Source organism: Planctomicrobium mucosum (assembly GCF_051466335.1).
Taxonomy (GTDB): domain Bacteria; phylum Planctomycetota; class Planctomycetia; order Planctomycetales; family Planctomycetaceae; genus Planctomicrobium.
This window is the reverse complement of record NZ_CP195793.1, coordinates 3469454-3494424: the sequence shown is the minus strand read 5'-3', so window position 1 is coordinate 3494424 and position 24971 is coordinate 3469454. Positions and strand designations below refer to the sequence as shown.

The window sequence follows — 24971 nt, the reverse complement described above, 5'->3', positions numbered from 1 at the left end:
TGTTGAGTATGGAGTGAGTCTGGGAATTTCAGGCTCAGCCATTTTGAGCTTCCGGATGTCCTCTCCTGTCATTCTCGTCTGTTTATTAGGTGGTCCATTCATGAGACTTATTTCTGCTACACGATCGATTTTGAAGTCTGCAACCACTTCTCTTCTGTTCACATTGGCAATCGCCGCTTGTGGATGCGGAGGAGGAGGGGGCGCTGCTCGCCCCACAGTCAAAGATGTTCAAGGGGAAATTACACTCAACGGCAAGCCAATCGACCTCGGAGTCGTTGTTCTTGTTGACGAGGTGAACGGGACAGGTGCCAGCGCCGAGATCGTTGACGGCGCGTTCAAATTCGAGAATCCGGTCCAAGTCGGTGATTACGTCGTCGAGGTTCGTGGCCCTAAGGCTCCGCCACCACACCTGGCTGCCTCTGCACCCAAAAGTAAGATGAAGATCCCTGATATCTATACAAAGTCTGGGAGATCTCCTTTGAAAGTCAGTGTTTCACCGAGTTCCACTACAATGAAACTCGAGTTGAAATAGGCTCGTTTTCCAGATCAGAGCACAACGCAGTCGATGTTCGGCTGCGTTGTTTTTTATGCGCAAAACGAATTCGCGTCGCCACCCTTCTGCTCACGGCTCCTTTGAGTGAAACAGAGGGCGTGACTGGTGTTCGGACTGAACTGATTTCCTTCGCGGAAATCGGGCAGGCGCTGAACGCAATCCTTGATGGCAGCAACAATTGCCTGATCGTTTCAATCGATGGAACGACCAACATTAAACGAACGTAAATCCGTGGATGGAAGCCGGTCTTGTTTGCTGCGGTAAGTGAAAATGAGAGCATGAATTCATGCATTTTTCATGTAAATTCCGCTTGTCGGTACCCAAATATAACGATAACATGACAGTGTTCGGCGCGAACTTCGCTGATCGCCCCAACGATCCCGGATGGATTCACCCTTTCAAGATTTAGCCTTTCATGCAATCCGCACTGACATCATTTGTTGCAAGAGTTGTGCTCGGGATAGCACTTCTTTTTGCCTCATTTGCTGCTCCAACAGTGCGCATGTCTGAGCATCTTGCAGACAGTTCCGGCCAGAACGGTGGACCAAGTAACGGGCTCGTTGAACACGTCGGGTTTCTTAATCGGACAATCGATTACTCTCGTCGAGAAGCTCTCGACCACCCACTCGGTGGGTTGCAATCATCCATTCAGTGTTGTCCGCGGGATGCTCGTGTACGACGCGCTCTTTTGACACGTTCTGGTCATGAACTCCCTGGGCACCGCTGGGCAAACATGATGCTCGCTCCCATGGTTTGCTGATTGTTTCACGCGACGACTTTTCTCGATTCGCACCGCTTAATGCGTTGAGGGATTGCTTGCGCTCACGGTCCGTAGATGACTGTTGAGCCTTTCGCTACGAAACATCTCATCGTTCAGGAAGATCACGATCATGGAAAAAATTCTCGCCGGAATTCGTCAGTTTCAATCCAATGTCGTTGCTGAAAAAGAAGCGGTCTTTAAGCAACTGTCGAAAGGTCAGAAGCCGCCCGTTCTCCTCATCACCTGCTCAGATTCCCGAATCTGTCCGACGATGATGACTCAGTCAGATCTGGGCGATCTGTTTGTCCTTCGAACAGCAGGCAACATTGTTCCTCCGTATGGTGCTGTACAAGGGGGAGAGGCGGCGACAATCGAATACGCCGTCGGTGTTCTGAATATCCCTGATATCATCATCTGTGGACATTCGCATTGCGGAGCGATGCACGGACTTCTTAACCCTGCATCTCTCGAGAAATTCCCTTCGGTGAAGTCGTATCTCCAGCACGCCGAAGCAACACGTCGCGTCGTTGAAGAACTGCATGGTGATCTCGATGATCACAAAGAGAAGGTTCGCCTGACCATTGAGCAGAACGTTCTCGTTCAGATGAACCATCTGATGACTCATCCATCGGTTGCTGCTGCGGTGAAGTCGGGTAAAGTCCGTCTGCACGGCTGGGTATACACCATCGAGTCGGGTGAGATTTTTGAGTTCAATGAAGATGAACAGCGATTCGTTAGCCTGAACCTCAATTCGGCTCCAGAGAGAACCATGCTCGCGGCGGTGTAATCACCGTCAACTCTGCGAGAGACGTGGTGAAGCGTTCTTCAGCGTTCGGGCTTCCGGTATTGATCGACAGAGGGTTCAATAGTGTTGTTGAACCTGCGAGTCGTCTGAAAGCCCTGAGTGTGCGCTCCACGTTTGGGCACAACCCGAAGCAGCAACTCATCGAGAACGAAAACTCTGGATGGGTTGCTCCGCTTCTGTGGCAGTGTCGCAATTGTCGTGTTCAATTTAAAACATCTTTTCACTCTCGAACTCGATTTCAATCCGTTGCTGTCGTCATGTCAGCAGAGGACTTCAATTGGGTTCGGTGTTCCCAGGAACTTTTTAAATGGCCAGCGATCAACGAGTTCATCCGGATCAGGGAGGAAGCACTCCTCCAACGCATCAACCGAATTACGCACGGGACTTCGGAGCGTCAATTGTCGTTTTCCTCGTTGCACTTCCATTGTGCATGGGAATTGCCATTGCTTCCGGGGCACCGATTGCGGCTGGTCTCATTTCAGGGATCATTGCAGGTCTGGTTGTCGGCTCTCTCGCTGGTTGCCCATTGCAGGTCAGTGGACCTGCGGCGGGCCTGACAGTCATTGTGTATGAAGCGATTCAAACACACGGACTGAAGATGCTCGGCGTGATCGTTCTGATTGCAGGTTTGATTCAGCTCATCGCGGGGGCTGCCCGAATCGGACAATGGTTTCGCGCAGTGTCACCGGCAGTGGTTCACGGAATGTTGGCAGGTATCGGCGTTCTCATTTTCGCCAGCCAATTCCACGTAATGCTTGACCGGACTCCAGCCAGCAAGGGTTACAAAAACCTGTTCACCATTCCGGAAGCAGTTCAGAGCCTGGTTCACACCCCGACTCTTCCGGAAAAGGATATTCGCGGTGAGATTCAGTCGATCCTGAAGGAACTCGGTGAGTTACACAGACAGCAGATTTCATTGAATGAAGAAGTGACGGAACACATTCCGAATCACTACGAGAAACTCGAGCCGGACCACGAGTTGAAGCTGGCAGAGCTGGCACCTCGACAACAGGCGATCATCGATGCATTGGTAGCGATTCAGGCTCGTGGACACGAAGTTCTTTCTCATCAGCCAGAGCGACAGCAAAAAGCTGATTCGCTCGCAAATGAAGCAAAAGAAAATCTGGCTGTCGTGATCAATTCGCTGGAACAGGATCGAGGAGATCTTGCACCACCGGCTGGGGAAGTTGCAGCCAAGTCAATCACCAAACTGCAATCCGCTTACAAGAACAACGAGTTCGCTGCAGCGATCGGCGTTATGACGATCCTTTTGCTCGTCCTATGGACCAAACTGACGTTTGGACCTCTCAAACTCATGCCAGCAGCTCTGATTGGAGTTGTAGCTGCCACGAGTGTTGCTGCGATCTGGCAGCTCCCTGTGTTGTACGTTGAGATTCCAACGGACATCGTTAAAGACATTCACTTCCTGAAATTATCCAGTTTTGAAGGGATCAACTGGTCAGGAATTTTGGTATCTGCCACCGTGATCGCTGTCATCGCCAGTGCTGAAACACTGCTCTGTGCGACGGCTGTCGACTCACTGCAGACAGGACCTCGTACCAACTACAACAAGGAACTGATGTCGCAAGGTGTTGGTAACATGTTGTGTGGTTTCATGGGAGCGCTCCCCATGACAGGGGTTATTGTCCGCAGTTCTGCTAACGTGCAGGCCGGTGGCACCACACGTCTCTCTGCGATCCTTCATGGTGCTTGGATTCTGGTCTTTGTGGTCTTCTTCGCTAGTTTGTTGCGAATGATTCCAACGTCGGCGCTGGCGGCAATTCTCGTGTACACAGGCTTCAAACTGGTGAACTTCAAAGAAGTGAAACACCTGGCGAAGTTCGGTTGGAGCGAGGTCGGAATCTGGCTGGCAACAGTATTGATGATCGTCTTCGAAGATCTGCTGCTGGGGGTGCTGACCGGTTTGGCTCTCTCTGTGCTGAAGATGGCAGTCAATCTGACTCCAATTTCGGTTCGTGTTGACCGGAATGAGTCGAGCAAACGCAGCACTGTCCACCTGACTGGCCATGCGAGTTTCCTTCGAATTCCGAAGCTGGCACAGACTCTTGAGAAGCTTCCGCCACAAGAAGCGGTTGTTTTGGAGACATCTCAGCTGGCTTCGCTGGATCTGGCGGCACTGGAGCTGCTTCAGCAGTGGGGAACCCAGTACAAGGCAACCGGCGGCGAAGCAATCGCTGATTGGGACGCGCTTAAGAAACTCGCTCAATCCGGGAAAAAAGAATCCGCCCACGCAGGTCTGGGAACGACAACCGCAGCGTAACGCCGTTGTTGAGTTCAGTTAATCAAATGAAATCAGCCCGGTCGCCCTTGTTGAGGGGTGGCCGGGCTGATTAGTTAACGACTCAATGAAAAACTTCGAAGTGGACCTGTAAGCCGGGTTCTGTCGAGAGTGATCATTTCTCTGGGACGCGAATTGCTTCGACGCCTCGACGCGACCGACCCGGAAGTCAGACGAAACGAACCGCTTCGTTCTCTTGCGAGATTCTCCCTGCTTGGTCTTGCTCCTGGTGGGGTTTACCCTGCCAAAACTGTCACCAGTTTCGCGGTGCGCTCTTACCGCACCTTTTCACCCTTACCTGAGTTCATCTTCATGCGCAAGCACATGTGGAAATGAACCATCGGCGGTTTGTTTTCTGTGGCACTTTCCCTATCCTCGCGGACGGTGGACGTTATCCACCACCATGTCCTGTGGAGCCCGGACTTTCCTCCCTTGCCCGAGGGCAAGAGCGATCACTCAGTCTACTCCGAAGTGAACGCGAGTTTCGGCGTTTTCTTCGTAAGTTTCCAGTGACAGACAATCGCTAGCGGAAAGATCCCGGGAAAACTCCGAGGGCGATTCCCTCGATCCGCCTACTTCTTCAACTCTTTGACATCGCCTTCGAGCTTCTGAATTGATTCTTCGATGGATTTCAGGCGATTCAGAAGCTGAGATAGTTCAGATTCTGACTTCGACTCAACAACCACACCTGGTCCAACTCGCTGAAATTGAATGCTCCCTTTCATGGCCTTCTTCAGCGCTTCCTTCATTTCGGCCGGAATCGCCATTTCTTCAACTGGTGATTGCGCGGCATTTTCCCACACGATTGAGTGCATGATGTCTCCCTGATCGACCTTCATCAGCTGAGGCGTCACGGTGATTTCTTTTTGCTCTTTTTCGCGTTGGATGTGCAGGGTGACAGCCGTTCCGCCAGTCTTCTGGATTAACCGTCCAACGTCCTGAACGGATTCGACTGGAGTCTCGTTGACCTTGAGAACAATATCTGCGATCTGCACGCCAGCGGCCTTCGCGGCACCATCCTCAACAAGGTCCACAACAATCGCACCGCAGTTTTCAGGAATGCCAATCAACTTGTGAATTCCAGAGGGAATTCGATCGAGGCTCACTCCGATGACATATTGCTCTTCCGCCGCTTGCACCTTCAGATCGCCAGCTTTCGGTCGCAGCAAATTTCGAATTTCCTCGGGAATGCTTGCGAGATCATTTACCTCATTGACATCGATTTCGACCCCGGAAATTTCGGGCCGGGCGTTGATCAGCGCCTTCTCCAATGCCTTTCCTTTTAAGAGATGCTCCCGAATCTCTGGCGGCAGAGAATTCAACGCTTCTTCCGGGATGTCGCCGTTAGAGAAATCGTAAGTCTTGACGATTGGCTCTTTTCCTTCCTCCTGTTGGACGATCTTGATCTGAACGGTGGATTTTACTTCACCGGCAGGCTTGTCATCCGCAAAGGCGAATGTTGGAACTCCGCAGGCTGCGGAGAAAATGCCCAGACACAATGCTGACTTCATCCGTTTCATCATTTCTCACTCCTAAAGGTAAATATCGGTGCCCGGTTAACTTGACTGATATTTTGATAGATCACTGCGCGCAGCATCCCCGCAAACTCACATTCATTTATTTGAGAGCCTGGAGAGTCGCTGTTGCGGACTATTGAATTTCTCGACTCACCTTGATTGTCTCCACCGGAACCCAGACTTCACGACCATCGCTCAAACGCGAGCGATGCCATTGAGGGGAGCGATGCAATCTGAGCCCTCGTTCCTTGGCGACCCTGTGAACATCGTCTGGAAGTTCCATTACATCGCGTTCCTGGTTCATGGCGTTCCAGTCAGCGACGGAGAAAAGAGGAACCGATACGGATTCAGACTTCTCATTTCCAGCGGTGGAAATATGAGCAGTTGAGATCGGTACGTAACGATTCGGAGCCACTGCAGCAGCGAACCCATTTGCAGAATTTGGTGGCGGTGCTGGATTGGACTCATGAGATGCCACAGGCATCGACAAATTGTCGCCATCCTTCAGAACGGCGTTGCTCACATAACCAACTCCAAGCCCTAATAGGAGAGACGCAGCAATCGACACCCAAGGACGCAATCGACGGTGGAACCACTGGGTTTGGACACCCGGTGCAGTTGGCGTAGCAACTTGGTTCGGTGAAGTCAGTTGAAAGGAAATACTCTGTTCGAAGGCTGAGCCATCGCTGAACACCTTTGAGAAGACTTGATGTTCCACAAATGACAACGCCAACGCCTTCCAGTTTTCAAGTGTTCCCTGAGACTGCAACGCTCGCAATAATTCAGCGCGTTCTTGTTCGGTGAGTTCACCGTCAACGCATCGCTGTAACAGGATTTCATCGATCATGTATTTCATGTGACTTCTTCCACATGTGCACTCTTCAGAAGCTGGCGTAATTTCTTTTTCGACCGAAGTAATCGGTGTTCAATCGTGTGAACAGTTACTCCCAGTCGATCCGCCAGTTGCTGGTATGTCCAATTCTCTCCGTATTTGAGCATCAGGATCTCTCGGTCAGTTTCGCTCAATCCTTTTAAGGCTTCGCGAATCCCCTGTTGATGCTCGCGTCCCATCAGCCAGTGGATCGGATCGACCTCATGACCAATAGCGGAGTCCACAGACGCATTTGAAGCCGGCGCGAAGTGGCGACGTTGACGCCCCATCTTGCGACGGTACAGATAGGCCTGACGTACAGCGACCTGATAGAGCCAGGAACTGAGTCGTTGACTCTCTTTCGGGCGAATCTCAGGTCGAGTGATGGCAAGACTGATCTCCTGCATCACGTCGTCAACGACATCTCGGTCACCAACGCGATTGTAAATGACGCGCCGTAACCACGGTTCGTTCTCCCTCAACCCTGCCAGCCAGTCATACTGGCCGGAGGCTGTCTGGTTTTTCTGAAGTGTTGAGGTGGAATCGATTGCCATTTCGCCAGTCACAGTTTCCGGTCTCGCTGCAAATCGGGCAAAGATTTCGGGAATCTCTCTAATTTTCTCGAAATGATATTTGCCTATTCACTCGTAGATCACGTAACTCCTTCCACTTATTGTAAATAAGTCTCTGGGAAGGAGGCGAGCATTTCTCACCAAGTGGACAGGTTTTGTCTGGAGTTGTGGATCGGGCAGGGCCGCTAGGCGGAATCGCAGAATTCGTCGCATCTCATTGGGGAGGGAATGAATCAGCAAGCCGGTGGGGCATCGAGGTGAGGTGATGGCTCGATACATTTTCCGCACGATGTGACGGAAACCCGCTGAGATATGAGGAGCTACGACGGGAGAGACTGCTGCGGGCTGAACGGGGGAAGGACGCTCGACCTCACCGCCGTCTTGCCTGAAGTCGCCGTCAGGAATGCCTGTTCTTGGGCAAATCGCGGAGTGCCGACGGACTGACGTGGTCGCAACAAGTGGTCTCGGCTCGGAACAACTTCTGAAACCGAATGGCGCAGCCCGCGTCTTCTCATTCGTCGACGGGGCGCTGCCAGCCATATCAAAAAAGTTACTGAATGGTGGCTGACTAAAGTGCGCCGCTGCCGGTCGCCACGACGCCGACTGTTCGAACCAGAATCTTCAAGTCGTTCGTCGGGCTGCAATTTTGGAGATAATGCAAGTCGAAGGCGACCTTTCGGCGAAAGCTCTCGATCTCGTTGTCGTATCCGTTCAGGATCTGTGCCACTCCGGTCAGTCCTGGCTTCAGGCCGAGACGATCCACATAAGAGGGGATTTCATCGCTGAGGCCTTTAATGAACTCAGGACGTTCTGGGCGAGGCCCCACGAGGGACATTTCCCCTTTGAGAACATTCCAAAGTTGTGGGAGTTCATCCAGACGGGTTTTTCTCAGAAATCGACCGATCGGCGTGATGCGGCTGTCCCCTTTAACCGCGAATTGAGCGCCATTCTTTTCTGCATCGGTCCGCATCGTACGGAATTTGTAGAGAATGAAGTGGCGACCGTAGCTGAACTCAACACGGCGATCGCTGTTGGGGATCCGGCGATCGATTCCATCGGGGCCTGCGTCAGCTTGAATCTGTCGCCGATCCGGACCCGGTGTCCTCAGGTTCAGTCCGACCCGTGTCTGTCGGAAGATGACGGGACCGGGGGAGGTGATTTTTACAAGCAATGCCACAAGCAGCATGAGTGGCGAAAGGACCACCAGCATTGTCGCTGAAACGACGATGTCGATCAGTCGTTTGAAGAACCTTGTACTCGCCGGCAGAGAGGTAATGTTATTTCGGGTTTCTTTGTTGTTCAGGATTGTCAGCCACCAGAGGTCAGGAAACTGTTGTGGCTCTGCGAAATCAACTGCATCTTGTAAGTTGCTGACAGGCGCGATTTTCATCGCTTCTGGAAGGAGCGGTGAAGCAGAGTTGCGTTCAACCCGGTTGTCTGCAGAAACAGAGGGGGTCGTTGACACGTCGTTGTTGCCCGTGAATTTCATCTCCACTTTTTCCTTCAGTTGGAATTCAATTCAGTTGGTCTTGCTGAATTTGACCAATTCCAGACTTACGCTCGATCACGTCAGCCTCGTTATTTCATTTGGTTCCACACGAACCAGCATTGGGAATGCAAGCGAGTTGGCGCATCTTCTCCTGCACTAACTTAGGTCATCATGCGACCTAAGAACCGATTCTCTCGTGAAATTCCTTGACTTTGACAGAATCCCGATTCGCTTACTTACCAATTTTGCAGATCGTTTGACGGTTGCTGAAATGTTGCGAAAAGAGAACAGTCCCACGGCGATGAAAACCGATTGAACGACCCAGCAAGCATCTGTGATTGTGGATGCGTTCGTTGCGGTGAGTGGCTTGCGGGTCAATGGTGCTTATAATGAATTGGTGTATTGAGTCGGTGACGTTCACAACGACTTGCACTGACGCAAGTGGAGTTCCCTCCAAGTTGTGAGTTCGAGTCTGGATTCAGACGACCGTACCGGTTGATCTGTTCCGTCACGTATGCGGGATAATGGAATGAGAAGGCGCGTTGTCGTCACAGGCATTGGCTGCGTGACCCCTGTCGGGAACAGTGTAGACGCCATGTGGAAATCGTTGATATCGGGCAAAAGCGGTATCGATTACATCACTCATTTCGACGCGTCAGGGTTTCCAACCAAATTCGCAGCGGAAGTGAAAAATTTTCAGCTGGGTGATTATGTCGACCGTTTAGAGCGATTCGAATTTGCGGGAAGACATATCAGGTTCTCGATTGGTGCTGCCGTCCAGGCAATGAGAAGTTCCCGGTTGAAGGACGATCAATTTGATCCATCACGTTTCGGGATCTATCTAGGGGCGGGAGAGGGACAACAGGACTTCTTCATGTTTATGCGTTTGATCGCCAACGCGCAAGAACATGGCGAATTCGACATGGATCGGTTTACCCGAGAGGGATTGCAACTGATGAATCCGCTCGAAGAGTTGGAGCGGGAACCAAATATGCCGGCGGGGCATCTCGCTGGCCTCCTGAATGCACAAGGTCCAAATCTGAACTCATTGACAGCGTGTGCTGCATCCAGTCAGGCGATCGGCGAAGCATCAGAAATCATTCGACAGGGAGAAGCGGAAATCATGTTGTCAGGTGGTGCCCACAGCATGATTCATCCATTCGGAGTGACGGGATTCAATTTATTGACGGCGCTTTCTACATATAACGAAGACCCGCCACGAGCATCGCGGCCATTTGACCGTGATCGAGATGGATTCGTTCTGGGCGAAGGGGCAGCGATGTTGCTGCTCGAAGAGCTGGAACACGCTCAAAAGCGTGGTGCACCGATTTATGGAGAATTAATCGGTTATGGATCAACGGCAGATGCTTACCGTATTACGGATATCCATCCCGAAGGACGCGGTGCAACCGCTTGTATCAAAATGGCATTGAAAGATGCCGGGTGCGAACCTGAGGATATCGACTATATTAACGCTCATGGAACCAGTACTGGCGTCAATGATCGAGTCGAAACTTTAGCCATCAAACAGGCATTTGGAGATCACGCGTACCGCATACCAGTGTCGAGTACTAAAAGCATGATGGGCCATTTGATTGCCGCCGCAGGAAGCGCAGAAGCGATCGTCTGTTTGAAAGCGATTGAGGACGGGGTAATTCCGCCAACAATCAATTACAATACGCCGGATCCGGAGTGTGATTTGGACTACGTTCCAAACATTTCTCGTACGGCGAGGGTCAGGAAGACTCTTTCGAACAGTTTTGGGTTTGGGGGACAGAACAGTTCCCTGATCTTTTCGGCTTTTGAAGAATGAGCTCTCTCGTTGTAATTTTCACTGCGATTGAGCCCGATCTTCTTCTCTGTGCGCTCATGTGAATTTCATGCCCGGTCTAATTGAGTCGTTGGTATTTCCACTCCAGATCCTCTGCGCAGCGGGGGGAATTCTGCTATTTGCTGAATTCCTGATTCATCTCACGTTCGCAAAGCTCTCGGTCAAGTGGTTTGCACTGAAACCGAAACTTCGAGTTCTGCCACCCCTCAGTGATTTTCCTTCTTGTGAACCGGTCAGGTTTCAAACGATTGACGGACTCACTCTTGCCGGAGGAATCTATCTGCCGGAAGATGGACAATCGCGCGGAGTGGTCGTGTTTTGTCCGGAAAGTGGGGGGAGTTTTGAAACTGCCGCCAACTACACCGCACCGCTGGTCAAAGCTGGTTTTGCGGTCTTTTCGTTCAGTTTCCGTAACGAGAGTCCCAGCGACTCGATGCCCGGGTATCAGTCCAATTATTGGCTGACTCAATACGAAGTTGATGACGTACATGCAGCGTTGGACTTCATCAAGTCTCAACCGCAATTCGAGAATTTGCCCATCTCATTGATGGGGGTCAGTCGTGGGGCCGGTGCAGCACTCGCTACAGGAGCCGTAAGGAACGAAGTCCAGCAAATCTGGACGCAGGGCGCCTTCAGTGCGGACAAGCTCGCGTTTCACCACGCCAGAAAGTTCATCAATCTTGGCCTCGGCTCGATAGGGTCATACATCCCTGCTTGGCATGTTCGCGTGACGATGTGGCTGATGTTCCGAATGATTGAGTGGAGAAATCGGTGCCGCGTGGTCCGTTTGGAATCCCTGCTCCCGCGCTGGCGCGGTCGCCGAGTGATGTTTGTCTCGGGGTCCCGCGACACGCACGTTCCCTCTGCGATTGTCGACTCGCTGTGTGTCCTGACGAAGAATAAAAAATCAGAGTCTCGATGGGTCGTTCCTCAGGCAAAACACAACATGGAACGAGTTACTTCTCCAGTCGAATTCGATAAACGAATTGTTGATTTCTTTGCTGGGACCGCACCGGTTCGGGCAACCGAACGCCGAAAAGGAATTGCCGTTTGATCGCTGCAACTTCGCTTGTTGCTGGCGGAGTCCGGCGGCCAAGGCTGTCTGGCCGCCAAGGTTGTGTGGCCGCCAAGGTTGTGTGGCCGCCAAGGTTGTGTGGCCGCCAAGGTTGTGTGGCGCTGGATTTCGTGGTTTTGTGAACGGCATCGCGGCTGTTCAACATCGACTTGGCTGAAGTCTGCTTTACACGTTCTTTGAGATGTAGGCTTCCATCACTTTGTGTCGGCGAGTTTTGCGCACGACGATTTTCATGTGATCGAATTTCAGCTCTTCTGATCCGCTGATTGGTGCCTGGATACTGGATGAGATCAAGTCATTGACTGTGCGAATCTCTTTATCAGCATCGGTGACGGGGAGTGGAATTCCAGTTTGACGCGAGAGAGTTGTTAGAAGCAATCCTCCTCCGACGATCCACCCCTGACCCGTTTTCACCAGCTGTGATGGGAGTTTGTCGTATTCATCTTCGATGTCACCGACAAGTTCTTCGATCAAGTCTTCCATCGTGATCATTCCGACAGTTTCGCCGCCGGCTTTTTGCACGAGTGCGATATGGGCGCGGTCGTGGATCAGTCTTTCCAGAGCGCGTGCGATCGGCAAAGTGTCCGGGTATCGGCTGATCTGCCGGACGATACTTCGAATGGATCCCTCGGCCGGATTGAATCGGAGTGAGGCGACGAGGTCCTTGAACATCACGTACCCGGCGATTCCTTGCGGATCACCGTGTGTTTCGGTGACTGGAAATCGCGTATGCATGTCCATGTGTGCGACAATGAGCGCGTCTCCAGGGCTGCTGTCGATGTCAACAAGACTGATGAACTCTGCAGGCAGCATGATTTCGCTAATCGGGCGATTAGAGAGTTCTGCTGCGCCCAGAATGATTCGTTCCTGTTGAATTCCAATCAGTCGTGACGCTCGTGCAATAGCGACACTCGCACGCAACTCCTGAAGCTCAGTTTCGAGTTGCTCCGTTTCCGCGGCTTGCTTCCTCGTCTTGAACGTCGATTCGAGAAGTCCCATCAGCAATTTCACCGCGGTCTCAAGTACCCAAACCAATGGCCAGACAGCGTAGCTGAACCACTTCACAGCGGGGGACATGGAGAGCAGCACTGCTTCTGGATTTCGCAATGCGTAAACCTTCGGAATCAATTCACCGAAGACGATCATGACAGCCGTCAGGGGGATGACAACGAGAAATACTGCAAGCATTTCCGCCGCACCCGCTGAAATTCCGAAGAGTGCCTGGAACGTTGGCGAGAGAGCGCTCTCAGCACTGACACCTGCAGTGGCACCTGCGATTGAGCCCACAAGGGTGATTCCGAGCTGGACGACCGCCAGACTTCCCTCCATGTTCCCTTTCATGGAAAGGGCGGCTTTTGCTCCTCTGCGGCCCGCTGTGGAGAGCTGTTGCAGGCGTGATGCGGAAATCGATGCCAAGGCAATTTCAAACGCGGCTAAAAGGCCGTTGACGGCGATCATGACTAGCATGAGGCCAATCTGCATACTCCACATGAAGAGATCCCGTATCAGTGTCGAATTGTACGGGAGCATTCTAGTGATTCTCCCGAAAGAGAGTGTGTCATCTTTTCGTTATTTTTCGTGTCACTGCGAATTAATTGACTGGTTTTGGGCGTCTATTGTTTTTTAGGTGATTCTGTTTAACTTATTCCGTAAGCGAGAGTTGTGGATCGTGGGTAAATTCCTGTTTGTGCTTCGTGACGCTTTCTGAGAAGTGAATCTCCGCGCATAATCATGGGGTGACTTGCCTGTGCTTCCTCGAGGAACGCCTGACAATCCCTCCTTGTAAAAACACACACCGGAAACCTTCCCAATGATTCGAGCGTCAAAGTTTTTCTTCGGCCTACTGTCCAGTATTGCAATTGCCTCGACGAGCTACGGGGAGGCACCTGCCGCAAAAGGGAAGGTCATCGTTCCCGACAAACAGATCGAGCTATTCAACGGAGTCGATTTCACGAACTGGTATACCTGGATGCAGGACACCGGTTTAGAAGATCTACGACAGGTTTTTACTATTCAGAAAGATGGCACACTGCGAATCTCCGGAGATGGATTCGGTGGATTAACCACGAACGACCACTACGCTGACTATCACCTAGTCGTCGAATTTCGATGGGGGACAGAAACATTCGCACCTCGCAAAACAGCCTCGCGAGATTCTGGTGTTCTCCTTCACTGTCAGGGATCGGATGGAAACTTTGGTCGATCCGGAGATAAGTTAGGACCGTGGATGAATTCAATCGAGTGCCAGATCATCGAAGGAGGGGTCGGAGACATTCTCGTTCTGGCAGGACTGGAAGCAGATGGCACCGTTCTCCCCGCGCGAGCGACCGCCAACGTGGTTCGTGATCGCGATGGAGAAATTGTCTGGAGTCCAGATGGCGAAGAAGAAACGTTCACCAGCGGTCGCATCAACTGGTTTGGACGTGATCCAGATTGGAAAGATGTTCTCGGGATTCGGGGTGCCAACGACGTCGAAAATCCCGGTCAGGAATGGAACCGCCTGGAATGCTATTGCTCTGGTGATTCAGTCGTTTACGTCTTGAACGGCGTTGTCGTCAACCGCGCCAAGGATTTGATTCCAAGCAGCGGAAAGATTCTTGTTCAGACCGAGGGAGCGGAGATGTTTGTCCGCAAGGTTCAATTGAATCCACTTCCTGCAGAGATCCCATAAGGGTTGTCCGTAACATCAATTCACTGAATTGATTAAGCCACTTTCGTTGTACGGAAGTGGCTTTTCTTTTGCCCGGATGTCGGGAGTCTGGGAACAATTTGCCAACGGCAAGGGAGTTTAAATCCGTTTTTTTAGAAAAATGGAAACAATCGCTAAAGTCCTTTCATTTTGACGCCGATGAAAGATGCGAAGTCTTGCGCCAACTCAGGTGCACTCGGTAATGGAGTACTGAAGATTATGGTTCGCATCATTCTGAACTTGAGCATTTTGATCATGCTGGCAACCTCAGCTATGGGATGTGTCGCGAATGGTTGCGGACAATCGATGTGCCCGACGCAGCTTCCTTGGGAGAGTCCTTACTACGGGAGTGTGGATGTCGGCCCACTTGGTCGCCCGCGAACCCCACTCGCTGAGCGCCGCGCAATGCGACTCACTGCCAAATGCGGGTGCGGCAATTCTGTATACCCAGGTGCAGTGGAGAGTTCGGGAGCAGGGGGGATGTTTTTTGTGAACAACACTTGCCCGAGTTGCCAGCCAACCCCACCCGTTAGCGGAGGGATGATGCACTCAGAGGGGATGAAGCAACCTCAGTACTTCGATGGAATGACGATTCCGGACCAGAACTTTCAAGGGGCGCCTCAGATGATGCCTCAGCCTTCTCAGAACGCTCCAGTTCCGCCGCCGTCCCAACCATCACCAAGTTTACAGGTCCCGACGGGGCAGCCAATGCCGACTCCGGTTCCGGGGATGAACCCAATGCACACCCCGGCTCCAGGCAGCCCGACGACATACAACCAGTATCCGGGCTATCAGCAGCCTGCGAACGGCGGAGTTCATGCGCGTGGCGCGCAACAGGTGCAGTACACCTACTAATTGACATGTCGAGCCCCATGAGGGCACCCCGATTCCAAACTGAGACGCGATCTGCCGGATGGGCCGATCGCGTTTTTTGCTTTGCTGGGGAACAAACATGCTTAGTGACTGGCATTGAGTTCTCTTTCTTGTCGGCCTGCCTTCGTCGTCGGCTTTGGAGGAAAATCTTTGAAGTCAGCTGGAAATCTGAGTGAGAGAACTCATAGTAGGTCGAATGTAGTTCCGGTTTTCAAAAGGAGAATGTCGCATGCCCCGAATGGCGTTATCAATCCTGACTGCGTTGATGCTATTGATTTCCAACCAGTCTGTTGTCTCCGCAGGAGCAGATGATGGACGTCTCGATATCTACTTCATCGATGTTGAGGGTGGGGCAGCGACGTTGATTGTCACTCCCGATGGGGAGTCGATCTTGATCGACTCCGGGTATCCCGACAACATGGGGCGAGATCGTGACCGCATTTTGAAAGTATTACGCGACGAAGCGGGGCTGAAGAAGATTGACCACGCTGTCGTTTCCCATTGGCATCTCGATCACTATGGAAACCATGCTGCTCTTGCAGCGATGATCCCGATCCTCAACTTCTGGGATCGCGGGATTCCCGATGCTCTGCAGGAAGATAACGGCTTCGATGAACGGATCGCGAACTACAGAGCCGCATCCCAGAACGAATCCAAACGGCTCGCTGCTGGTGATATTCACACGCTGAAGTCCGAAAAGACACCGCTGACAGTCAAAGTGCTTTCGGGAAGCCGGGAAGTGGTTCCGAACATCGGCGAACCCAACCCATTTGCCGATGAACACGTTCCGCAGCCAGAAGATACCTCGGATAATGCAGCCAGTCTCACCGTTCTGTTCCAGTTCGGCGAATTCCGGTTTTTGTGCTGCGGTGACCTCACCTGGAACGTTGAAGCGGAGTTGGTAACTCCCAACAACGCTGTTGGAAAAGTTGACCTGTTTATGGCGACTCATCATGGTCTGGGAGTGAGCAACAATCCGGTGTTCGTGAAAGCAATCGACCCGGTGACTTGCGTGATGTGCAACGGACCGACAAAGGGTGGGGACCCTCGAGTCATTGCGACGATCCGAGAAACGGCGTCATTTAAGGCACTGTATCAGCTTCATCGCAACATTGGTCTTTCCGCTGAAATGCAGGCCCCCAATACATTCATCGCAAATGAAGGAACCACAGATGGGTGTCAGGGAGAGTTCATCAAGGCATCGGTCGCACCGGACGGATCGAGCTACACGATTCAGATTGGATCGAAAGGAGATCAGACCAAGTACACGACGCGGTCTGATCACTGATCCACTCACAACATGACGAATGGGAAGTTTCGGGGTTAATTTTGACCGTGAAGGACAACCCGATTTCTTCCGTTTCGCTTGGCCTGGTACAGGGCAATATCGCTCTGTTCGAGGAGTTTTGCCGGGTCTTTGGCCGACTCTACTGAGGCGACGATTCCACCAATACTGACCGTCACGTACGGACCTGTGCTTGAAGCCGCGTGGGGAATCTTCAAGTCTTCGATCCTTTTACGCACCGTCTCCAGGAGTTGTCTGAAGTTGTGTGCTTCCATAAATAGGACGACGAATTCTTCACCCCCGTAGCGGGCAACGAGATCGTACGGGCGACGCGCAGATGCATTCAAAGTCTGCGCGACTCTGCGTAAGGTCTCGTCACCAGCCCCATGCCCGTAGTGATCGTTGTACTTCTTGAAGTGGTCAACATCGATCAGAGCGAGTCCCAACGGTTCCGACGTACGAACGGTTTGTCGGCATGCTCGTGAAAACGCCTGGTCAAATCCTCGCCGATTGGCAATTCCGGTCAGTCCGTCCTGTAGCGAGAGTTGTTCCAGTGCTTCTCTCTGACGAACCATCTTGAGGTGATTCCGCACGCGAGCTTTCACAAGCAACGGGCGGATCGGCTTGCCGATGTAGTCGGATGCTCCCATGAGGAGTCCACGTTCTTCATCTTCTTCGTTCGTTTGACCGGTTACGAAAATAACGGAAATGTTCGCTGTCTTCTCGTCCGACTTGATTTGGCGCAACACCTCATACCCGTCCATCTCCGGCATCTGGGCATCGAGTAGAACGAGATCGATTTTATCTGAGGAAATTCGATCGAGAGCGGTTGGACCATCTTTCGCAAGAATGACTCTGTAGTCGTCCTGCAGCAACTCTGCCAAAGTGGTGCGGTTAAGACGTTCGTCATCAACAACAAGGATCGTGGGGAGGGGAATCGAATTCATGAGCTGGCCTGTTTTCTGAGAGTCCCTTCGATTGCTTGTTTCAATTGAGTGAGTCGACTGCGCGCTAGCTCCAGTTCAAGGTCTTCAAAGTGCGTTCGGATCTCTTCGACGTAGTGGGCTGTCTCGTGACCGGCGAGTGCATCTGCGAGTTCTTTAAGAAGCTGATTTGCGGAATAGTCCCCACTGGCAATCAGATCTTCTGCCCGGTTTAACAGCTCTCGTAATTTCTCTTCACTCTCGCCAGTTGCAAGAGTCGACCGAACGATTGTCGCTGGCGAATGGTTTAACAGTGCTTCTTCAATTTCCTCAAGTACCGCCAAGAGCTTTTTGCAGAACCGTGGCGTCTCGAGTTTCATCTTGTCGAGATCGTGGATTTTGGCCGCCTGTTCCAGTGCTTCGGCGGTTTCGACGAGTGAATTGCAGTCCAGGTAGCCAGCAGCGCCTTTTACCATATGTGCCGCGGCGAGAACCTCTGATGGGAGGCGTTCTGATCCGTCGCTGATGAACTCCGGAATGGACCCGAAATCTCGAATAAACCCCCTCAGCAGGCGATCGACTCGATCACGATTACTGCCAAATCGCCTCAATGTACGGTCATAGTCGAATTCACGCACGTCCTCATTGAGATTCGAAGGACGGAGAATCGAAGGGGCGTTGGTTTCCGCAGCGGCCTGGATCGGCTTCAGATTGTGCTTGTCCGGTTGATACGGCCCGGGGCGGAAACCGGAGAAGATTTTCGCTAGTGTCTGATAGAGGAGCGTTTCGTTGATCGGCTTGGTGAGATGTGCGTACATGCCAGCCCGCAGCGAACTTTCGCGGTCTTCCGTTCGTGCCTGTGCGGTCAGTGCAACGATCGGAAGGTTTGCCCAGCGAGGATTGAGACGGATCTTTTGAGTCGTCTCCAAACCATCCATCTTCGGCATGTGCATGTCCATCAGCACTGCATCGAAATCTTGGAGTTCGAGCCTCTGAATGGCATCTTCACCACTGGCGACTGTCTGAACCTCAATCTTCACGACCTCAAGAAAGTCACGCGCGACTTCCCGGTTCAGCGCATTGTCGTCGACGACCAGAACTCGCTTCCCTTCCAGCAACTGGAGCAGTCGTTGGTCGCCCATTGCTTGACTGTTCGAGTTTCGTGAAGGCGATAGCGAATTGTAGAGCTTCGCTGTTGATTGATTCTGTGGGACAAAAATTTCCTGAATGGCGTTGAACATCATCGATTCAGTGACCGGTTTAATCAGCAGGCCTTGCAGTGGAAGCTGTTCAATCTGGCTGCGGATATCCTCTCTCGCGAACGCCGTCACCATGAGGACGGCTGGCGTATCTTTAACTTCAGCATCTGATCGGATTCGATGGGTTGTCTCGATACCGTCCATTTCCGGCATCCGCCAATCCATCAGCACGATGTCGTAGGGGGCTCCACTCGCAGAGGCATCTCGTAACGCCTGAATGGCTTCGAATCCCGATGAGGCACATTTCGCCGCCATCCCGAACGAGACGACGATGTCGGTCAGTGCCTCGCGAGCTATCTGGCTGTCGTCGACAACCAGAACACGCTTGCCTCTGATCGCGGGCAACGAAAATCGCTTCACTGTATGTCCGGCGAGTTTCATATCGATCGTGAAGTGGAAGACGCTGCCGACTCCCACTTCGCTTTCGGCGCGAATTGTCCCGTTCATCTTCTCCACGAGCCGTTTGCAGATTGAGAGGCCAAGACCGGTACCCCCGTATCTGCGAGAGATCTTGGAGTCTGCTTGGGTGAACGGATTGAACAAACCGCCGAGCACGTCCGGATGAATTCCGATTCCGGTGTCTCTCACCGAGGCAGCCAATGTAACCACGTTTCCATGAGTCTTCTGTCTGCGGATCTCAATAGAAATCTCGCCAGTCGCAGTGAACTTGATCGCATTTCCAATGAGGTTGATCAAGATCTGCGAGAATCGTAGCGGATCACCGCGGAGTACCGGAGGAACGGACGGATCGATCTGGTAGACGACCTCCAGTTCTTTCTCTTCAGCGCGTGGCACTGTTGTCGCTGTGACCGTGTCGAGTACCGACTCCAATGTGAACTCTGTATCTTCAAGTTGAAGCTGGCCAGCCTCGATTTTCGAAAAGTCCAGAATGTCGTTGATGATGCCGAGCAGATTCTTCGCTGATCCGTCGATCTTCTCCAGATAATTCCGCTGTTTCGGATTGAGATCGGTCTGAAGCGTCAGACGGGTCATTCCGATAACGGTGTTCATCGGTGTGCGAATTTCGTGACTCATTGTCGCGAGGAAATCGCTCTTGGCCCGTTCCGCTGATTCCGCCGCTTCTTTGGCTTTCTGCATTTCTGCTGCTGCCAGACGCGATTCGGTAATGTCGTTGAAAATACCATCCCAGACGATGGCGCCATCGGAATGCACAAGTGACGGGATCACACGCATTTCGAGCCAGCGGATGTTTCCACCCTGTCGTCGAATTCTCAATTCGATATGAATGAGAGAACGTGATTCAATCCCCTTTCGAATTGCGTGTCGCAGCGGAAGAAGATCATCCGGGTGAATCAGATCAATCAAATAATCATTGCGATGCTTAATCACTTCGTATGGGACGCCGATTAAGTCGGCGATGCCGCGACTGACGTAAACGACATGCGGCTTGAATTCCTGATCAAATTCCAGCCTGCAGATCGCTCCTCTGGGGAGATTGTCCGCCAGTGTTTCCAGTCGCCGCTTCGACTCTTCGCGCTCGGTGACGTCCTGAACTGTTCCAGAGATACTTGCGACGTTCCCTGCTGAATCGAAATTTGCCTGTCCGCGAATGTGTGCGAAAAAACTTGTCCCGTCGGCTCTCTTTTGCAACGCCTCAATTTCGTAGGGCTCGCCGGTTTTTGTGCATCGGTCGACTGACTCTGTGATTTGGCGATATCCCTCATCGTCGAACATCGATTGAAGGTCCGGGACTGTCAACTTCCCACCAATCGGGTTGATCCCGGCCATGTCGAGAAGAACTTTTGAGCAGGCCAGGTCCCCTGTCTTCACGTCGAGCGTCCACGAACCAACTTTGGAGAGTTTCTCAGCAGCAACGAGACGTTCCTGCTGAACACGGAGTTCGACTTCCGCTCTTTTTCGGTCCGTGATATCTCTGGAGATCCCAATTAACCCGATGACATTTCCATTCCGGTCCCGTCGAGGACTCTGAGTGATGAGAAATGTCCTGGTTTCATCGCCAATCTCTCGAGGCTCTTCCCATGTGACCGCTTCACCATTGGCGATTACGTAACGCTCGTGTCGCTCGATTTTCCGCCCGACGTCATTGCCGTAAATCTCACGAGCGGTCTTTCCGAGCACTTCCATTGCAGTTTTTCCAGTCTGCTTTTCAGAGGCTCGGTTGAAGAGTTGAAATCGTCCTTCGGCGTCTTTGAGGTAGATCGCATCCGTTGCCCCATCCATGACCGCCTGAAGCAGACTTCCGGTATTCTGAAGTTCCGTCGTTCTTTCGATGACTCGGCGTTCAAGCTCCAGATTGAGCTGATGGAGGGCTTGTTCCGCGAGGAATTTCTGCGTCATGTCCCGTGCGAGTCCGAGAAAGATCTTCTTTCCCCGATTGAAGTGGCACGAAACTCTGACCTCGACGGGGATGAACTTCCCGGATTTACATCGATGATGTGCGGAAACTGTGACCGTCTCGCCGACAGGCATCTCCCTCCAGAGTCTTCTTTTCTCCTCAAGCGTCAGATCTTTTGAAAGGTCACTGACTCGCAGTTGAAGGAGTTCTTCGCGTGTGTACCCGAGATTGTGGCAGGCACTCGAGTTGACATCCAAAAGTTGCCCGTCGACGTCATGGACGAAATAGTCGTCGCCAGCATTCTCGACCAGCAGGCGGCAGCGTTCTTCGCTGATACGAAGTTCTTCCTGACTTTCATGCATGGAAGACAGCGTGCCGATGAGACTGCTGTCGTAATCGATCGCGAGGATCAGTTGGTCTTCAAGGCTTGATCGAAACTGAACGACGAGCGATCGCTGCAAATCTGTCAGCGGAGTATTGGTCGGGAAGGAGAATTCCAAAGCCCCGAAGACAGTGGTGTCGGGGTTGAAGATTGGGGTTCCGTAGTAGCTGTAACCAGAGTTGGAATCCGCGTTGGGGAGTGGCTCAAGTGTCGAAGGAGTGTCAATCACCTCTTGCAGGTAATCGGCAAACTCGAGCATTGAATTCCGGTCGCCAACGGATGTGACGACTTCAATCTCTCTGGCATGCACAAGACGAACAATCTGGCAGCATCCGGCTCCAAGACATTGCTGTAACGTCTGAAGCAAACCGTTCCATCGCTGGAGGAGTTTTTCAGTTATGACCGCTGCTTCTTGCATCGAATCACTCGCCGAGGTGGTTCTTTAATGGTCAAGTTGTTGGGAAATCGTTCAAATCTAGGTCGGAATTTTCTCCGAAAACGGTTTGGAAATCCAATTATATGAAGATCGGAGCATGATTTCCGAATCGAGGTGGATCTCGGTTCCGCCCCAAAGCGAGAATTCTGTGAGAATTGATGCAACCCGCAGAATCGGAACCTCTCGTGCAGCAGGCCAGAGCAGCGGCTTCCAAAAAAAACGCTCACGACCTGAACTGGCCGTGAGCGCGATGTTAAATAGAAAGCCGTTTGGAAATGCTCGAGTGCTTCAGGCTCGAATGGGCGTCCCCCTGAGCGGTCAGGCCATTCGGGATGCTAAAGCCGAGCATTCCCAAAACGTCATGCAGTTCAATTTCGAACTAGACCCCTGGAATGTCCAGTTTTTCTTCGACCGCGATTTTGCGAATCTTCTGCATTGCTCGTGACTCGATCTGACGAATTCGCTCTTTCGTCACGTTGAAGCGAGTCCCCACCTGCTCAAGGGTCTCAGGCTCGCTACCGCGTTCGAGTCCGTATCGGTGCATGATGATCGCTCGTTCTCGTTCATCCAGATGATCCAGAATGGAAATGATCATCTGGTGCTGACGGGAATTCACGTTTTCATCGGCGAATTGGCTTCCTCGATCATCTTCTGAGTATTGGAAGACCTCTTCGACACCGGTTCGGTATCGATCCATTTGCTTGAGTTCCGCCGGAATCGATCGAGCGTAGTTCTTCATGATCGCCCAGCTGGCATATGTGGAGAACTTGTTCCCCTTCGTGTAATCGAATTTCTCGATCGCGCGAATCAGGGACATGTTTCCATCGCTCACCATTTCGAAGAAGTTCGTGGTGGGCTTCATATGACGTTTGGCGATTGAAACAACCAGACGCAAGTTGCTGCGGATCAGGAAGTTCTTCACTTCCGTCACCTTCTCGAGCAGCTGTTCGATTTCATCCATTTCCTTAGTTCGAGGTCGACGCGATCCAACTTTCTTTTGGAGCATCGCCGCCTTGAACTTCAGGTAGTTCATCTTGCGGAACCAGTATCCTTCTTCTTCACGGGTCAGCAATGGGACCGCGTACAAACTTGCCAAGTAAGGAGGAAGACCGGGAGGAGCTTTGACAGCGCCCCCTTTCTTCTCGATCTGTGGAGCAGGTCCAAGGATGACTGCTTCCGCATTTGGCTTGTGGAATTCCGGGCTGTCCATGAAGTCGATGGGTGTTTCGAGCAACAGTTCAGCACGGACTTCCGATACGATTCTGTAAATACTTGGTCGGGTTCGGCAGTAATCCTGAGCCAAGACATCCGCCGAAATTCCTCCCACAAACTTTTGATAGATTTCCTGCTTCAGCTCTTCATTCAATGGCGAGGTGGCATGCGGAAAAATGGAACTTTCCGGATTGTCCAAGTCAAATTGCTTCAGCGTGTAACGGATGGTTTCCGGTGAACGATTGAACCAACGTGACAGCCGTTTCCCGACTTCGGCGGGGCAAGCTCCATGTCGTGCCAGGCGTTGAGCTTTAGTGACAATTTCGAGCTTTTCCGCTTCACTCAGCTGAGTAAAGCGCGCTCCACGTTCGATCTCTGTTCCGTGCTCGCTGACAAATCGGTCAACAGAGGACAGTAAAAATCCAACGCGTGTACGGTTTCCGAATTTGAAGCGACGGCTGACGAGACCTCGCTTACGCCAGCGGTCCACAGTTTTCGTCGACACGTTGAATCGCTCGCTGAGCTCATCAACTGTGAGGACAGGTTGTCCGGCGTTTTCGACAGGTAGTTCTAGGCTGGCTGAAAGCTCTTCGACGAACAGCGGGAGATCATGTTGCAAATCGGCTGCTGTCAGGATCAAGTCCGGATATTTATCAGGCCGAAAGCCTGTGATCGCTTCACACAGTTCCGGGTAACGATAGGTCGCATCCGGACTCAGGTTGGCAAGAAGATCTTCGGCGCGATCCATTTGCTCGAGACGTTTATCGAGCGGAACATACCGACTCTGCTGTTCGGTGAGTTGTTTGAGAACGGGATGTTGGTATTTGTTGCTCATGGCAAATTCCCCTCTCTATCAAAACGTTGACCTTTGTGAGGACTCAACGCACAATCTTGCGATGAAACTCTTTTGTGGAAAATTTCGTTTCCACTTGCATCTACTCCGCAGCGAAGACAAATGTTTCACTGATCGAATATTGAGCTAACGTGGAAAAGAGACAGTTGGCTCACGAGAAGTTCGCTCAGGAATTGTTTTTCTTGAAAAGACTTTCTCTGCCCTGCCGAAGAGAGTTGCAGAAGGCATGCCGAATCCGTGGGGGAAAAACCGAAATTTTTCTAAGTCACGGTAAATTCAGCGTTTGATTGCAAGAGCGTAAGGTTCGGCCGAAGAAGCACCGGCCGAACCGAAGTCTGACGGACACAGTTGTGGTCAGATTGACGACGTCACGACAGAGGTTAAAGAGGATCTGTCGATGGCGAGATGAGAGTGTATTAATTCGCAGCAGCGTCATCTGAGAGCTGCGCGGTCGGATCTGCATCAGCCGTCGCCGCAGGGACTGCTCCCGGATCGGCAACTCTCTTTGCAGGAATTCCACGGACCTTCAGGCTACTCCCAAGAGCAACAACAATCACTGCCAGGAAAATGGTGACAGTCAGCCAAAACTTTGATTTCTTTCGCATTCCTTCGAACGCAGGTGTTCGTCCGGGGAGGACTGAAGCGAGGAAGAAAACAACCATGGCGATCAGAATCTTGATTCCCATCAGCATGTGGTACTGTCCATCTCCTTTATGTTGAGGGATGGCGACCACGATAAAGTTGTAGAATCCGGTGAGAATCAGAACCGTGATTCCAACGTGAACGAACATCTTCCAGCGTTTTGTCACTCCAGCTTTCAGGGCTGCATGTTCGTTTTCAGGGAGTGTTTCTGCCGTAGGGAGCAGAACATACCGCGTAAAAATTGCCCCTCCGAGAAGTGCAATGGCACCCAGAACGTGCAAAACGCGTGAAAGGAGGACTACTGGATCGATTTCCATTGTTGCGGGAT

At 52.0% G+C, this 24971-nt stretch carries 17 protein-coding genes and 1 other RNA gene; 8 read left to right on the top strand and 10 right to left on the bottom strand.

Going from position 1 to position 24971, the window contains the following annotated elements; all coding sequences use genetic code 11:
* The first annotated feature begins 100 nt into the window (after positions 1 to 100).
* From SH668x_RS13855 to SH668x_RS13845, 3 genes are all read left to right on the top strand, one after another.
* The gene (locus SH668x_RS13855) at positions 101 to 532 is read left to right on the top strand and encodes a hypothetical protein (protein ID WP_437185658.1); all 432 of its coding nucleotides are present in this window, start codon (positions 101 to 103) and stop codon (positions 530 to 532) included.
* A gap of 911 nt (positions 533 to 1443) precedes the next feature.
* The gene (locus tag SH668x_RS13850) at positions 1444 to 2100 is read left to right on the top strand and encodes a carbonic anhydrase (protein ID WP_437185657.1); all 657 of its coding nucleotides are present in this window, start codon (positions 1444 to 1446) and stop codon (positions 2098 to 2100) included.
* A 325-nt stretch (positions 2101 to 2425) separates the two neighbouring features.
* On the top strand, positions 2426 to 4399 hold the full coding sequence (locus SH668x_RS13845) for a SulP family inorganic anion transporter (RefSeq protein ID WP_437185656.1): 1974 nt from the start codon (positions 2426 to 2428) through the stop codon (positions 4397 to 4399).
* A gap of 93 nt (positions 4400 to 4492) precedes the next feature.
* Here the strand turns inward: SH668x_RS13845 and rnpB are convergent.
* The 5 genes from rnpB to SH668x_RS13820 form a co-directional block, all read right to left on the bottom strand.
* Positions 4493 to 4885, bottom strand: an RNA gene (rnpB, locus tag SH668x_RS13840) — RNase P RNA component class A.
* Between the two features lie 104 nt (positions 4886 to 4989).
* Positions 4990 to 5940, bottom strand: a complete 951-nt coding sequence (locus SH668x_RS13835) for a PDZ domain-containing protein (RefSeq protein ID WP_437185655.1) — start codon at positions 5938 to 5940, stop codon at positions 4990 to 4992.
* A gap of 127 nt (positions 5941 to 6067) precedes the next feature.
* Positions 6068 to 6790, bottom strand: a complete 723-nt coding sequence (locus tag SH668x_RS13830) for a hypothetical protein (RefSeq protein ID WP_437185654.1) — start codon at positions 6788 to 6790, stop codon at positions 6068 to 6070.
* Positions 6787 to 7359 carry an RNA polymerase sigma factor gene (locus tag SH668x_RS13825; RefSeq protein WP_437185653.1) on the bottom strand — a complete coding sequence of 191 codons (573 nt, stop codon included), beginning with the start codon at positions 7357 to 7359 and terminating at the stop codon, positions 6787 to 6789. The genes SH668x_RS13830 and SH668x_RS13825 overlap by 4 nt, the downstream gene beginning before the upstream one ends.
* Positions 7360 to 7945: 586 nt before the next feature.
* Entirely contained in the window at positions 7946 to 8866 is a 921-nt protein-coding gene (locus SH668x_RS13820; RefSeq protein WP_437185652.1) for a sugar transferase, read from the bottom strand.
* Positions 8867 to 9395: 529 nt separating this feature from the next.
* On the opposite strand from SH668x_RS13820, the gene fabF reads away from it, so the two are divergent.
* Together fabF and SH668x_RS13810 are read left to right on the top strand one after the other, a co-directional pair.
* A complete protein-coding gene (fabF, locus tag SH668x_RS13815; RefSeq protein WP_437185651.1) occupies positions 9396 to 10679 on the top strand; it encodes a beta-ketoacyl-ACP synthase II in 1284 nt (427 codons plus the stop codon).
* Positions 10680 to 10746: 67 nt separating this feature from the next.
* The gene (locus tag SH668x_RS13810; protein ID WP_437185650.1) at positions 10747 to 11751 is read left to right on the top strand and encodes an alpha/beta hydrolase; all 1005 of its coding nucleotides are present in this window, start codon (positions 10747 to 10749) and stop codon (positions 11749 to 11751) included.
* Between the two features lie 186 nt (positions 11752 to 11937).
* On the opposite strand, the gene SH668x_RS13805 is transcribed toward SH668x_RS13810, so the two are convergent.
* Positions 11938 to 13302 (bottom strand): hemolysin family protein, encoded by a 1365-nt coding sequence (locus tag SH668x_RS13805; RefSeq protein WP_437185649.1) that lies wholly within the window; start codon positions 13300 to 13302, stop codon positions 11938 to 11940.
* Positions 13303 to 13582: 280 nt separating this feature from the next.
* Between SH668x_RS13805 and SH668x_RS13800 the strand changes: the two genes are divergently transcribed.
* The 3 genes from SH668x_RS13800 (at position 13583) to SH668x_RS13790 (ending at position 16622) form a co-directional block, all read left to right on the top strand.
* Positions 13583 to 14443: a 3-keto-disaccharide hydrolase gene (locus SH668x_RS13800; RefSeq protein WP_437185648.1), complete on the top strand. Its 861-nt coding sequence runs from the start codon at positions 13583 to 13585 to the stop codon at positions 14441 to 14443.
* A gap of 237 nt (positions 14444 to 14680) precedes the next feature.
* The gene (locus SH668x_RS13795; protein ID WP_437185647.1) at positions 14681 to 15316 is read left to right on the top strand and encodes a hypothetical protein; all 636 of its coding nucleotides are present in this window, start codon (positions 14681 to 14683) and stop codon (positions 15314 to 15316) included.
* 247 nt (positions 15317 to 15563) lie between these two features.
* Positions 15564 to 16622, top strand: coding sequence for a ComEC/Rec2 family competence protein (locus SH668x_RS13790; RefSeq protein ID WP_437185646.1), 1059 nt, complete (start codon positions 15564 to 15566; stop codon positions 16620 to 16622).
* A 35-nt stretch (positions 16623 to 16657) separates the two neighbouring features.
* On the opposite strand, the gene SH668x_RS13785 is transcribed toward SH668x_RS13790, so the two are convergent.
* The 4 genes from SH668x_RS13785 to SH668x_RS13770 all read right to left on the bottom strand — a co-directional run bounded on the left by SH668x_RS13785 (position 16658) and on the right by SH668x_RS13770 (position 24960).
* On the bottom strand, positions 16658 to 17566 hold the full coding sequence (locus tag SH668x_RS13785; RefSeq protein WP_437185645.1) for a diguanylate cyclase domain-containing protein: 909 nt from the start codon (positions 17564 to 17566) through the stop codon (positions 16658 to 16660).
* Positions 17563 to 21918 carry a PAS domain S-box protein gene (locus SH668x_RS13780; protein ID WP_437185644.1) on the bottom strand — a complete coding sequence of 1452 codons (4356 nt, stop codon included), beginning with the start codon at positions 21916 to 21918 and terminating at the stop codon, positions 17563 to 17565. The genes SH668x_RS13785 and SH668x_RS13780 overlap by 4 nt, the downstream gene beginning before the upstream one ends.
* 397 nt (positions 21919 to 22315) lie before the next feature.
* Positions 22316 to 23983, bottom strand: coding sequence for a sigma-70 family RNA polymerase sigma factor (locus SH668x_RS13775; RefSeq protein ID WP_437185643.1), 1668 nt, complete (start codon positions 23981 to 23983; stop codon positions 22316 to 22318).
* Between the two features lie 434 nt (positions 23984 to 24417).
* Complete coding sequence (locus SH668x_RS13770) at positions 24418 to 24960, bottom strand: hypothetical protein (RefSeq protein ID WP_437185642.1); 543 nt, start codon at positions 24958 to 24960, stop codon at positions 24418 to 24420.
* Between the last annotated feature and the right edge of the window lie 11 nt (positions 24961 to 24971).

Excerpts from the sequence above, each read along its gene's own strand:
- SH668x_RS13855 (WP_437185658.1), top strand. The coding sequence starts at position 101 with ATGAGACTTATTTCTGCTACACGATCGATTTTGAAGTCTGCAACCACT.
- SH668x_RS13850 (WP_437185657.1), top strand. The coding sequence starts at position 1,444 with ATGGAAAAAATTCTCGCCGGAATTCGTCAGTTTCAATCCAATGTCGTT.
- SH668x_RS13845 (WP_437185656.1), top strand. The coding sequence starts at position 2,426 with ATGGCCAGCGATCAACGAGTTCATCCGGATCAGGGAGGAAGCACTCCT.
- SH668x_RS13835 (WP_437185655.1), bottom strand. The coding sequence starts at position 5,940 with ATGATGAAACGGATGAAGTCAGCATTGTGTCTGGGCATTTTCTCCGCA.
- SH668x_RS13830 (WP_437185654.1), bottom strand. The coding sequence starts at position 6,790 with ATGAAATACATGATCGATGAAATCCTGTTACAGCGATGCGTTGACGGT.
- SH668x_RS13825 (WP_437185653.1), bottom strand. The coding sequence starts at position 7,359 with ATGGCAATCGATTCCACCTCAACACTTCAGAAAAACCAGACAGCCTCC.
- SH668x_RS13820 (WP_437185652.1), bottom strand. The coding sequence starts at position 8,866 with ATGAAATTCACGGGCAACAACGACGTGTCAACGACCCCCTCTGTTTCT.
- fabF (WP_437185651.1), top strand. The coding sequence starts at position 9,396 with ATGAGAAGGCGCGTTGTCGTCACAGGCATTGGCTGCGTGACCCCTGTC.
- SH668x_RS13810 (WP_437185650.1), top strand. The coding sequence starts at position 10,747 with ATGCCCGGTCTAATTGAGTCGTTGGTATTTCCACTCCAGATCCTCTGC.
- SH668x_RS13805 (WP_437185649.1), bottom strand. The coding sequence starts at position 13,302 with ATGCTCCCGTACAATTCGACACTGATACGGGATCTCTTCATGTGGAGT.
- SH668x_RS13800 (WP_437185648.1), top strand. The coding sequence starts at position 13,583 with ATGATTCGAGCGTCAAAGTTTTTCTTCGGCCTACTGTCCAGTATTGCA.
- SH668x_RS13795 (WP_437185647.1), top strand. The coding sequence starts at position 14,681 with ATGGTTCGCATCATTCTGAACTTGAGCATTTTGATCATGCTGGCAACC.
- SH668x_RS13790 (WP_437185646.1), top strand. The coding sequence starts at position 15,564 with ATGCCCCGAATGGCGTTATCAATCCTGACTGCGTTGATGCTATTGATT.
- SH668x_RS13785 (WP_437185645.1), bottom strand. The coding sequence starts at position 17,566 with ATGAATTCGATTCCCCTCCCCACGATCCTTGTTGTTGATGACGAACGT.
- SH668x_RS13780 (WP_437185644.1), bottom strand. The coding sequence starts at position 21,918 with ATGCAAGAAGCAGCGGTCATAACTGAAAAACTCCTCCAGCGATGGAAC.
- SH668x_RS13775 (WP_437185643.1), bottom strand. The coding sequence starts at position 23,983 with ATGAGCAACAAATACCAACATCCCGTTCTCAAACAACTCACCGAACAG.
- SH668x_RS13770 (WP_437185642.1), bottom strand. The coding sequence starts at position 24,960 with ATGGAAATCGATCCAGTAGTCCTCCTTTCACGCGTTTTGCACGTTCTG.